Genomic DNA, 10,720 nt, shown 5'->3' on the forward strand with positions numbered 1-10,720 from the left:
GGTGCATTCGGGGGATTCGGCCTGCTCGCTCCCGCCGCATTCGCTCAAGCCTGAGATCGTCGCCGAGATGGAGCGACAGACGGTCGAACTCGCCCGCGCGCTCAACGTGATCGGGCTGATGAACGTGCAATTCGCCATCCAGAACGACGACATCTACATCCTCGAGGTGAACCCGCGCGCTTCGCGCACGGTGCCGTTCGTGGCCAAGGTGGTGGGGCTGCCGGTCGCGGGCATTGCCGCAGAGGTCATGGCAGGCAGGCCGCTCGCCTCTTTCGGGCTGGAACGGCCTGTGCTCGATCACATTGCGGTCAAGGAGGCGGTGTTCCCCTTCGCGCGCTTCCCCGGCGTCGACCCGGTGCTCGGGCCAGAGATGCGCTCGACCGGAGAGGTCATGGGCATCGACCGTGACTATGCGATCGCCTTCGCCAAGAGCCAGCTCGGCGGCGGCGCCAAACTTCCCCTCTCAGGCACGGTGTTCGTCTCGGTCAAGGACAGCGACAAGGAGAAAGTCGTGGCACCGGTGAGGGAGCTCGCCGAGATGGGCTTCCGCATCATCGCCACGCGTGGCACCAAGCGCCATCTCGACGCCCATGGCATCCCGGCAGAGAGGGTGAACAAGGTGCTGGAGGGCCGCCCCCATATCGTCGACGCCATCACCAACGGCGAGGTGGACATCGTTTTTAATACTACCGAGGGGGCCAAGGCCCTGGCCGACTCGTTTTCGATCCGGCGCTCGGCCTTGCTCTACCATATCCCTTATTATACAACCCTCGCCGGCGCCCTGGCCGTCACCAAGGCCATCCGGGCGCTTAGGGCCGGAGGCCTCAAGGTCGCTCCCCTCCAGAGCTACGTTGGCAAGCGGACGCGGGAGCTTGCTTGAAAAACCTTGGATTCCGCCTAAATCTACAGATTCTTGACTTGGACCGGGCAATTCTTGGACAGTAGTCCGAGGGCCCCGAAGGAGCTTTGGACAGACATGGACAAGGTGCCGATGACCGCAGAAGGCTATGCAGCGCTCGAGGCAGAGATCAAGCATCTCAAGACCGTGGAGCGCCCGCGGATCATCAAGTTGATCGCCGAGGCGCGCACCCATGGCGACCTCTCGGAAAATGCCGAGTACCACGCTGCCAAGGAACAGCAGGGCATCACCGAGGCGCGCATGGCCGACCTCGAGGACAAGCTGTCGCGCGCCGACATCATCGACGTCTCGAAGCTCAAGGGCGACCAGATCATGTTCGGGGCGACCGTGACGCTTGTGGACGAGGACACCGACGAGAAGGTGAAGTACCGGATCGTGGGCGAGGTCGAGGCCGACGTGAAGCAGGGCAAGATCTCGATCACTTCGCCCATCGCGCGCGCCCTTCTCGGCAAGCGCAAGAAGGACATCGTGGAAGTGTCGACGCCGGGCGGCGGCAAGTCCTACCAGATCATCAAGGTCGAGTATAAATAGACAAAGCCTGGCTCGCCCCGTCGCTCCCGCTCGCTCGCCGCCATCGGCTGAATCGTTTCAGGCGCTTGCGCCTTCCGGCGACAATTCGATCAAAGCGCCCCGATTCACCGTGCGTGAAGATGGTTGCCGGGGCTTTCTCAGACCCGTGCTAAGGAAGCCTCCTGGGTCCCCGAAACGGCTATTATGAGAGGCGATGCCTCAAATCTTGCCATTTATCTTGTGCGGAGGAGCGGGCACGCGGCTCTGGCCGCTGTCCCGTGAGGCCTATCCGAAGCAGTTTCATCGCCTGACCGGACCCGACACGCTGTTCCAGCAGACCTGCCAGCGGTTGTCGGGCCCGCTGTTCGGCGGCCTCCATATCCTGTCAAACCATCGCCACCGTTTCCTGGTCGCCGACCAGATCGAGGAGATCGGCGCAGCCGCAAGCCGGATCGTGATCGAGCCCGAGGGCCGCAACACCGCGCCGGCGGCCTGCGTGGCCTCTTTGATCGCCGCCCGCTTCGATGAGGATGCCTTGGTCTTGCTCGCGCCCTCCGACCACATGATCGGCGACACGGAGGGCTTCGTCCGCGCGGTCGAAAGCGGGGTCGAGGCGGCTGAAGCTGGAAGTCTCGTGGTGTTCGGGGTGGAGCCGGACTGCCCGCATACCGGTTACGGCTATATCGAGACCGAGGCCGGCAACCGCATCGATCTCAAGGTGAAACGCTTCGTCGAGAAGCCGGATGCCGAAACCGCCGAGCGCTATCTCGATGCGGGGAGCTTCTACTGGAATGCGGGCATCTTCCTGTTCAAGGCAGGCACCATGCTCGACCTCCTCGCCACGCACGCGCCGGAAATCCTGGACGCGTGCCGGAAGGCGCTCGACGGGGCGAAGGACGATCTGAGCTTCCACGTTCTGGGACCAGCCTACCGCGATGCGCAGTCGATCTCGCTCGACTATGCCGTGGCGGAGAAGGCCGGCAACGTCATGCGCTGCGTGCCGCTCAACACGCCGTGGAACGATGTCGGCTCGTGGTCGGCGCTATGGAATTTCATGGACAAGGACGCCGAGGGCAACGCGACCGGGGGGGACGGCGAGATCATTCTCGAAAACACGCGCGGCAGCCTCGCCTACAGCAACCATGCCTGCGTCGCGCTGGTCGGGGTGGAGAACCTCGTGGTAGTGGCGATGGAGGACGCGGTCCTCGTCGCCTCGAAGGACCATGCCGAGGCGATCAAGCGTGTGGTCGACTATCTCAAAGGCAATGGCGGGGAGCTCGCGCTTCAGCACAACCGCGTCTACCGCCCGTGGGGGTGGTATCAGAGCCTCAACCGCGGCGACCGCTATCAGGTGAAATGCATCATGGTGCGTCCCGGCGGCAAGCTCTCGCTGCAAAGCCACCATCACCGCTCCGAGCACTGGGTGGTGGTGACGGGCACGGTCGAGGTAACACGCGGGCAGGAGGTCGCGATGCTGAGCGAGAACCAATCGACCTATATCCCGATCGGCGAGAAGCACCGCCTCGCCAATCCCGGAAAGATCCCTGCCTTCCTCATCGAGGTGCAGTCGGGGCCCTACCTCAACGAGGACGATATCGTCAGGTACGACGACATCTACCGGCGGGGCGCGACCGAATAGCGGCGTCGCCGAAAAAGCCCTGCAAAACCCGGATATGCAGCTCCGGTAACGCGTTTTGTGATCGATCGCGCGCTTGCCCCCCGTCTCACGCCGCCCTAGGCTCCTGTTTGCAGGGACAAGAGCAACCAAAACGGATGTTGACGGCACTGACGCGCGGATTCCGATTCAAGCTGGCGATCGCCCTTGCGGCGTTCGCGTCATTTTGCTTCGTCCTGCCGCCTGCGGTGCTCGCCTTTGGCCATGGGGAACATGGCATCCAGTGCCTCGCCCACGCCGACACGGTTAACCACGGCATGAGCAAAGCCGGTAGCCACGCCCATCATGGCGATCATTCGCTTCCCTCGAGCAGCCATCAGCCCGGCTCCGGCTGCTGCGGGCTCTTTTGCATGAGCGCGCTTCCGGCCGATCTCAACCAAACGCTGGCCGGACTTGCGGCGGGTCTCGCGCTTCCGCTTCCGGCGCCACCGCATCCGCTGAGCCGCGCGCCAGAGCAGCCGGATCGGCCTCCGATCTCCCTCTCCGTCCTCTAGGGCTGCTCGCGCGGGACCGTTTCGCGTTCTGCGTATGAGCTTCGTTAACGACAGACGAGGACCACCCATGTCTTCTCATTTCTTGGGGTGCGCGTTCGCCATCGCGGGCGCGGCCCTGCTCTCAGCCTGCCAGAGCCTTTCCCCCGACAGCGGGATGAGCACCGTGGCGATGGTCGCAGGGGGCGGCCTGAACAAGGACGTGGTGCGGATCAGTTCGCCGGAGGCCGCCGCGCTCGCGCAGAGCCGAGTTTCGCGCCTCATGCATGCGCCGCTCGGCGCCGATGCCGCCGTGCAGATCGCGCTCCTCAACAATGCAGGGCTGCAAGCCGCCTATAACCGGCTCGGCGTCGCCGAGGCCGTGGCGGTGCAGTCGAGCCGGCCGCCGTTGCCGATCTTCTCCTTCGACGACGTGTCCACCTCGATCGAGCTAGACATCGAGCGGAAGGTGGTGGCGAGCGTGCTTTCCCTCGCCACTTGGCCGACGCGGTCGAAGATCGCCGGCGCCCGCATCGAGCAGGCCGAGCTCCGCGCCGCCGAGGACACATTGCGACTCGCGGCCGACACGAGGCGCGCCTATATCCGCGCTGTCGCCGCGCGCGAGATCCTCGCTGCCCTCACCGCCGCCAAGGCAGATGCCCAGGCGAGCGCCGCGCTCACCGAGAAGCTCACCGAGACGGGGGCGGTCAACGCGCTGAGCCATGCGCGGGCGGAAGTCTTCGCCACGGAGCTCGACGCTCAGGTGATGGCGGCCAGCCAGCAGGCGGAGGCGTCGGAAGAGCAGCTCACCCGGCTCATGGGGCTGTGGAGCCAGGAACTCGGCGCGGTGCTGCCCCGCGCGCTGCCGCCATTGCAGGGCAAATCGCCGAGCCTCGCCGCCGTGCAGCAGGAGGCGATGGACCGCAGGGTCGACCTCGCCGTCGGACGGCTCGAGGTCGAGACGCTCGCCCGGTCCTACGGGCTAACCCGCTCGACGCGTTTCATCAATGTGCTCAACGCGAGCGCCATTTCGAAGACGCAAAAGGACACGGGCGAGCCATCAGCCGACGGCGGCGGCTTCGACATCGAGTTCGAAGTGCCGATCTACGATTTCGGCAGGGCCAAGACGCGCGAGGCCGAGCAACGCTACCTCGAGGCGCTGAACAGCCTCGCGGCGATCGCCGTCAATGCGCGCTCGGAAGCGCGCGAGGCGTATTCCGCCTACGCATCGACGCGCGCCATCGCTCTCAAATACGAGCGCGAGGTGCTGCCGCTGCGCAAGACCATCTCGGAGCAGACCGAGCTGCAATACAACGCCGCGCAGGTCGATGCCTTCGCGCTGCTGCAAGCGGCGCGTGAGAGCACCATGGCCAGAGTCGCGAGCATCGAGGCGAAACGCAACTTCTGGCTCGCCGCCACCGATCTCAGCGCCGCCGTGCTCGGCGGCGGGCGCTTGAGCTCACTCGACGGAACGTTACTCGCCGCGAGCGCGGCAAGCGAATGACGGAAAGGACAACCCCATGCTCTCTCGACGCCATTTCCTGACCGGGTCGGCGATCGCGCTTGCCGGCGCCGCAGCCGCCAGCGGACGCGCGGCGCTCGCCGCCGTCCCCGAGGCGCCGACCAACGATTCGCCCGCCATGAAGCCTCCGCTCCCGCCCGCCAACGGTCAGGCCTACACGCCAGTGGTAACGTTGAACGGCTGGACCCTCCCCTGGCGCATGAACGGCCAATGGAAGGAGTTCCACCTCGTCGCCGAGCCGGTCGAGCGCGAGATCGCGCCGGGCATGACGGCGAAGCTCTGGGGTTATAACGGCCAGTCGCCGGGGCCGACCATCGAGGCGGTGGAAGGCGACAAGGTGCGCATCTTCGTCACCAACAAGCTGCCCGAGCACACCACTGTCCACTGGCACGGCATGCCGTTGCCGAACGGCATGGACGGCGTGGGCGGGTTGACGCAACCGCACATCCCCGTGGGCAAAACCTTCGTTTATGAGTTCGAACTCACGCGAAGCGGCAGCTTCATGTACCACCCGCACTCGGACGAGATGGTGCAGATGGCAATGGGCATGATGGGCACGTTCGTCGTCCATCCCAAGGATCCCGCCTTCCGCCGCGTCGATCGGGACTTCGCCTTCATCATGGGCTCTTATCGCTTCGATCCCGGCACCTCGTTGCCCAAGGTCGCGGAGATGACCGACTTCAATCTGTGGACATTCAACTCGCGCGTCTTTCCGGGGATCGATGTCATGCCGGTGCGCCTCGGCGACAAAGTGCGCATCAGAATCGCCAATCTCACCATGACCAACCACCCCATCCATCTGCACGGCTATCATTTCAGCGTCGGTCTCACCGACGGCGGTTGGGTGCCGGAAAGCGCGCAATGGCCGGAAGTGACCGTGGATGTTCCGGTCGGCGCGATCCGCGCCATCGAGTTCGTGGCGAACCAGCCCGGTGACTGGGCGTTCCATTGCCACAAATCGCATCACACCATGAATGCCATGGGACACGACGTGCACAACTTCATCGGCGTGTCGGATCGCGCCCTCGGCCGCGCGCTTTCCCGCGCCGCGCCCACGGCCATGGTCATGGGCACCGATGGCATGGCGATGATGGGGGCGATGACGATGCCGCTTCCGCCCAATACGCTGCCCATGATGACCGGCAGGGGGCCGTTTGGCCCGATCGAGATGGGCGGCATGTTCACCGTGGTGAAGGTGCGCGAGGACCTTGCACCCGGCGACTATCGCGATCCCGGCTGGTACCGGCACCCGCAAGGGACCGTCGCCTATGAAGTCGACGCCTCAGGGGTGCCGGCGGCGCAAAAGCCAGGCGACGGCACGACTCCGAGCATGGACATGCCGGGAATGGAGATGCCCGGAATGACGAACCACCACTAAGATCTCGATGGAACCGACCGAACCCGACGCCCGCTGCTAAGCACGCTCAAACCGAAGGAGACGATGCATGCGCATGTTTGTATTTCTGAACTTGATGTTTGCAACCCTCGGCTCGATTGCGCTGGCAATCGCTGCATCGATTTCGGCTGGCGCACACGAAGGGCACAAGATGGAATGCAACAAGACCAGCATCAACGCGATGAACGCCGACATCCAGGCCATGCCGGACGGCGAAGCCAAGGCGACGGCGACAAAGGAGATGCAACTGGCCCAAGACCTGATGGCCAAGCACGACATGGACGGGTGCGAGACCCATATGGATAGCGCGATGGAGGCGATGGAGAAATAAATGGAGCGCCGTTCGGGCGAAGAGAGGCGTCACGCGATCGAGTCGCGGATCGCGAGGCATTGGGTGATTGCGGCGGCGGTCGCGGCTGCGCTGCTCGCGTTGATCGGGCTTGCCGCCATCATTGTCCATGCCGGGGTCTATAACATTGCGGCCGATACGCCGCATTCCCAGCCCGTCTTCTGGCTGCTCAACACCGTGCGGCAAGAATCGATCGCGGCGCGCGCCGCTCGTGTCGTCGTCCCGTCCGATCTCGCCGATCCGAAGCGCATCAGCAGAGGCGCGGGGCAATACGCCGAGATGTGCAGCGGTTGCCACCTTGCCCCGGGCATGAAGCGAACCGAGATCAGTTGGGGCCTCTATCCGCGCGCTCCCGAGCTTCGCCGCGGAACGGATTTGACCCCGGCTGAGGAATTCTGGGTCGTGAAGCACGGCATCAAGATGACCGGCATGCCGGCCTGGGGCGTCACCCACGACGATGCAATGCTCTGGGATATCGTCGCGTTCCTGCGCAAGTTGCCGGAGCTTACGCCAGACCAATATCAGGACCTCGTGAAGAGCGCGCCGAGCCACGAGGAAATGATGCGGACGCAAGGCGGGAAGATGGACCACGACCATTGAAAGCCTGTAGCCCTCGGGGTCATATGGGCGCCTGCCGAGTGTCCCTCCGGGAGAAACCCATGCCCCCCTTCCCGCTCTACGGCTTTGCTCTTGCAGGCGTCTTGCTCGTTGCCGGCGCAAGTCCTGCCGCCGCGGAGATCTCGATCGGCGTCGAAAATGCCTGGTCGCGGGCGACCCCGCCGGGCGTCGAAATCGGCGTGGGATATCTCACCATCAAGAACGAAGGCGATACGCCGGACCGGCTCGTCTCGGTGACGACCTCTGTTGCCGAAAAGACGGAGATCCATCAGACGACGATGGCGGACGGCAAGATGGAGATGCGGCCGGTTCCCGACGGCGTCGCCATCCCGGCCAAGGGCACGGTCGTGTTGGAACCGGCCGGATACCACCTGATGCTCATGGGGCTCAAGGCGCCGCTCGAGAAGGGCTCGACCTTTAGCGCAACGCTTACCTTCGAGCGTGCGGGAACCGTCGATGTCACCTTCAGCGTCGCAGGGTTGGGGGCGCCGGGCCCTGATGCGGCGGGCCACCACTAGGAGGCCGTCACGCTCCTGCCATGCCGCCATGGCTGAAGGTCATGGCAATGAGGGTAAAGACTCTGGCCCTTGCCGGGGCTTCTTGCCACAATAGTTGATCCAAGGGAGTTGACCCAAACCGGGCCGATGCTGGAAAAGCTCGAATTCATTATTGCGCTAGCTCGCGAGCGGCATTTCGGGCATGCGGCGGAAGCTTGCGGCGTGAGCCAGCCCACCTTCTCGGCCGGCATCAAGCAACTCGAGGATCAGCTCGGGGTGCTACTCGTGCAGCGCGGCTCGCGCTTCCAGGGGTTTACGCCGGAGGGCGAGCGTGTGCTCGACTGGGCGCGGCGCATCGTCGGCGATACACGCGCCATGCGCCAGGAGGTCGACGCGTTGAAACGCGGGCTTGCCGGGCATATCCGCATCGCCGCCATTCCGACCGCGCTCGCCATGGTGTCGATGCTCACCACGCCTTACCGCGCCAAACACCCCGATGTGAGCTTCACCATTCTCTCGCGCAACTCGATCGAGGTGCTGGGACAGCTCGAAAATCTCGAAGTCGACGCCGGCCTCACTTACCTGGACAACGAGCCGCTCGGGCGGGTGCAGACCATCCCCCTCTATAGCGAGGAGTATCGACTGCTCACCTCCTCGGAGAGCCCGCTTGGCACGCGCGACAAGGTGACGTGGGCCGAGGTGGGCAAGGTGCCGCTTTGTTTGCTTACTCCCGACATGCAGAACCGCCGCATCATCGAGCAGCTCTTGCGAGAGGCAGGCGCAGATGTCTCACCGACCCTCGAGTCGAACTCTGTGGTCGTGCTCTTCGCTCATGTGCGCACCGGCAAATGGGCCAGCGTCATGCCGGCGAAGCTTGCCGAGGTGCTGGGGCTGACCGAGAAGGTGCGGGCGATTCCAATCGTCGATCCCCTCGTCACCCATTCAGTCGGGCTTGTCGTGCCGCACCGCAACCCGCTGACACCCTTGATCAATGCGCTTGTCGCCGAGGCCAAGTTGCTGGCGCCGATCCTGGGCGGCGAAGGTGCGGTGGCCCGCGTCGCGGGCCCAAAGCGGCGCAAGGCTGCGACGGCCTAACCACGCCCAAAGCGGACTCGATCTCGATTCCCGATCAGGCGATAGGCAATTGTAAATAAAGAGAAATTTTGCTTTTTGGCGTTGCGTCGGACGAGTGCAGGCCCTATGTGACTGAGGCGGCAGGGCCTCGCCCGAGGGACGTGTCGGCGCACTCCGAGATCGATAGAAAAAGCCGATCGGGCGATTGGCTCGCTTTGTTGATTTCACACAGTTTTTTTCACATTTTTCGACGAGGTACGAAGCGGCTCCCGAATGGCGCGATATGAAGCTTGGTCCGCTGAGCGCGCGAGCGAAATCATCGCCAGCCGCGCTCACATGGAAGGCGCAGTCCTTCCGATCTTGCACGAAATGCAGGAGACGTTCGGCTGCGTGCCAGAGGCTGCAGTCCCACTGATTGCCGAGGCGCTCAACCTTTCCCGCGCGGAGATCCACGGCACCGTCACCTTCTACCATGATTTCCGCAAGGAACCCCCGGGCCGGCGCGTGCTCAAGCTCTGCCGCGCCGAGTCCTGCCAAGCTGCGGGCGGCGACAGGCTCGCCGCTCGCGCCGAGGAAAAGCTCGGTGTGGAGATGGGCAGCACGACGCTCGACAATCGCGTCACGCTGGAGCCCGTTTATTGCCTCGGCCTTTGCCATTCCTCGCCGGCCGCCATGCTCGACAAGGACGTGTACGGGCTGCTCGACGAGGAGAAGCTCGATCACCTGCTCAAGGAGGCGCAAGCGTGAAGGCGCGTATCTTCATCTCGCGCGATTCGGGCGCGCTGTGTGTGGGCGCCGAGCAGGTCACGACCGCCTTTCGCAAGGCCTTCGAGAGGCGCGGGCTCGATGTCGAGATCGTACGCACTGGCTCGCGCGGGCTTTATTGGCTCGAGCCTCTGGTCGAAGTGGAACGGCCGGAGGGCCGCGTCGGCTATGGACCGGTCCAGGCGCGCGACGTCGACAGTCTGCTCGATGCCGGCATGCTCGACGGCGCCAAGCATAGCCTCGGGCACGGGCTTGTCGAGGAGATTCCCTGCCTCAAGCGGCAGACGCGCCTCACCTTCTACCGCTGCGGCATCGTCGATCCCCGTAGTCTCGAGGACTACAAACGCCATAAAGGCTATCTCGGGCTGAAGAAGGCGCTTGAAGTCGGCCCCAAGGCGATCGTCGAGGAGGTGATCACATCGGGTCTGCGTGGACGCGGCGGTGCCGGCTTCCCGACCGGCATCAAGTGGCGCACCGTCGCCGACACCCCTCCCCAACAGAAATACATCGTCTGCAACGCCGACGAAGGCGATTCCGGCACCTTCGCCGACCGCATGATCATGGAAGGCGACCCCTTCGTGCTGATCGAAGGCATGACCATCGCCGGCATCGCGGTCGGCGCCACACGCGGCTACGTCTATATCCGCTCCGAATATCCGCATGCCATCGAGGCGATGGAGATCGCCATCAACGAGGCGCGCAAGGGCGGCATGCTCGGCAACAACGTGGCGGGCTCGGGCCTCGCGTTCGACATGGAGGTGCGCGCGGGCGCCGGCGCCTATGTGTGCGGCGAGGAGACCTCGTTGCTGGAAAGCCTCGAGGGCAAGCGGGGCGAGGTTCGCGCCAAGCCGCCGCTCCCCGCCCATATCGGCCTGTTCGGCAAGCCGACGGTGATCAACAACGTGCTGTCGCTCGCGACCGTGCC

General features: G+C 64.5%; 11 protein-coding genes and 2 pseudogenes. 12 read left to right on the plus strand and 1 reads right to left on the minus strand.

Features of this window, described 5'->3' with window-relative positions:
- From VFB18_RS00005 to VFB18_RS00015, 3 genes and pseudogenes are all read left to right on the plus strand, one after another.
- Nucleotides 1-880: pseudogene (locus tag VFB18_RS00005) on the plus strand (carbamoyl phosphate synthase large subunit); the annotation flags it as partial.
- Nucleotides 881-976: 96 nt separating this feature from the next.
- Nucleotides 977-1,450 carry a transcription elongation factor GreA gene (greA, locus tag VFB18_RS00010; protein WP_324970227.1) on the plus strand — a complete coding sequence of 158 codons (474 nt, stop codon included), beginning with the start codon at nt 977-979 and terminating at the stop codon, nt 1,448-1,450.
- A 205-nt stretch (nt 1,451-1,655) separates the two neighbouring features.
- The gene (locus VFB18_RS00015; protein ID WP_324970228.1) at nt 1,656-3,068 is read left to right on the plus strand and encodes a mannose-1-phosphate guanylyltransferase/mannose-6-phosphate isomerase; all 1,413 of its coding nucleotides are present in this window, start codon (nt 1,656-1,658) and stop codon (nt 3,066-3,068) included.
- A 197-nt stretch (nt 3,069-3,265) separates the two neighbouring features.
- Here the strand turns inward: VFB18_RS00015 and VFB18_RS00020 are convergent, their stop codons facing one another.
- Complete coding sequence (locus VFB18_RS00020) at nt 3,266-3,400, minus strand: hypothetical protein (RefSeq protein WP_324970229.1); 135 nt, start codon at nt 3,398-3,400, stop codon at nt 3,266-3,268.
- Nucleotides 3,401-3,454: 54 nt separating this feature from the next.
- Between VFB18_RS00020 and VFB18_RS00025 the strand changes: the two genes are divergently transcribed.
- The 9 genes and pseudogenes from VFB18_RS00025 to VFB18_RS00065 form a co-directional block, all read left to right on the plus strand.
- Nucleotides 3,455-3,598, plus strand: coding sequence for a hypothetical protein (locus VFB18_RS00025; protein ID WP_324970230.1), 144 nt, complete (start codon nt 3,455-3,457; stop codon nt 3,596-3,598).
- A 67-nt stretch (nt 3,599-3,665) separates the two neighbouring features.
- Entirely contained in the window at nt 3,666-5,078 is a 1,413-nt protein-coding gene (locus VFB18_RS00030) for a TolC family protein (RefSeq protein ID WP_324970231.1), read from the plus strand.
- A 16-nt stretch (nt 5,079-5,094) separates the two neighbouring features.
- Nucleotides 5,095-6,474 (plus strand): copper oxidase, encoded by a 1,380-nt coding sequence (locus VFB18_RS00035; protein ID WP_324970232.1) that lies wholly within the window; start codon nt 5,095-5,097, stop codon nt 6,472-6,474.
- 67 nt (nt 6,475-6,541) lie between these two features.
- Nucleotides 6,542-6,823 (plus strand): hypothetical protein, encoded by a 282-nt coding sequence (locus VFB18_RS00040; RefSeq protein ID WP_324970233.1) that lies wholly within the window; start codon nt 6,542-6,544, stop codon nt 6,821-6,823.
- Complete coding sequence (locus VFB18_RS00045; protein WP_324970234.1) at nt 6,824-7,441, plus strand: cytochrome c; 618 nt, start codon at nt 6,824-6,826, stop codon at nt 7,439-7,441.
- 59 nt (nt 7,442-7,500) lie between these two features.
- A complete protein-coding gene (locus VFB18_RS00050; protein ID WP_324970235.1) occupies nt 7,501-7,977 on the plus strand; it encodes a copper chaperone PCu(A)C in 477 nt (158 codons plus the stop codon).
- Nucleotides 7,978-8,103: 126 nt separating this feature from the next.
- Nucleotides 8,104-9,051, plus strand: coding sequence for a LysR family transcriptional regulator (locus tag VFB18_RS00055; RefSeq protein WP_324970237.1), 948 nt, complete (start codon nt 8,104-8,106; stop codon nt 9,049-9,051).
- A gap of 252 nt (nt 9,052-9,303) precedes the next feature.
- On the plus strand, nt 9,304-9,777 hold the full coding sequence (locus tag VFB18_RS00060; RefSeq protein WP_324970236.1) for a formate dehydrogenase subunit gamma: 474 nt from the start codon (nt 9,304-9,306) through the stop codon (nt 9,775-9,777).
- Nucleotides 9,774-10,720 (plus strand): annotated as a pseudogene (locus VFB18_RS00065) (formate dehydrogenase); the annotation flags it as partial. The gene VFB18_RS00060 and the pseudogene VFB18_RS00065, both read left to right, overlap by 4 nt.

The organism is Methyloceanibacter sp., from assembly GCF_035650995.1.
Lineage (GTDB): Bacteria > Pseudomonadota > Alphaproteobacteria > Rhizobiales > Methyloligellaceae > Methyloceanibacter.

Bases quoted from the DNA above. Each gene is read 5' to 3' on its own strand.
- greA (WP_324970227.1), top strand. From the start codon at position 977: ATGGACAAGGTGCCGATGACCGCAGAAGGCTATGCAGCGCTCGAGGCA.
- VFB18_RS00020 (WP_324970229.1), bottom strand. From the start codon at position 3,400: ATGATCGCCATGATGGGCGTGGCTACCGGCTTTGCTCATGCCGTGGTT.
- VFB18_RS00025 (WP_324970230.1), top strand. From the start codon at position 3,455: ATGAGCGCGCTTCCGGCCGATCTCAACCAAACGCTGGCCGGACTTGCG.
- VFB18_RS00030 (WP_324970231.1), top strand. From the start codon at position 3,666: ATGTCTTCTCATTTCTTGGGGTGCGCGTTCGCCATCGCGGGCGCGGCC.
- VFB18_RS00035 (WP_324970232.1), top strand. From the start codon at position 5,095: ATGCTCTCTCGACGCCATTTCCTGACCGGGTCGGCGATCGCGCTTGCC.
- VFB18_RS00040 (WP_324970233.1), top strand. From the start codon at position 6,542: ATGCGCATGTTTGTATTTCTGAACTTGATGTTTGCAACCCTCGGCTCG.
- VFB18_RS00045 (WP_324970234.1), top strand. From the start codon at position 6,824: ATGGAGCGCCGTTCGGGCGAAGAGAGGCGTCACGCGATCGAGTCGCGG.
- VFB18_RS00050 (WP_324970235.1), top strand. From the start codon at position 7,501: ATGCCCCCCTTCCCGCTCTACGGCTTTGCTCTTGCAGGCGTCTTGCTC.
- VFB18_RS00055 (WP_324970237.1), top strand. From the start codon at position 8,104: ATGCTGGAAAAGCTCGAATTCATTATTGCGCTAGCTCGCGAGCGGCAT.
- VFB18_RS00060 (WP_324970236.1), top strand. From the start codon at position 9,304: ATGGCGCGATATGAAGCTTGGTCCGCTGAGCGCGCGAGCGAAATCATC.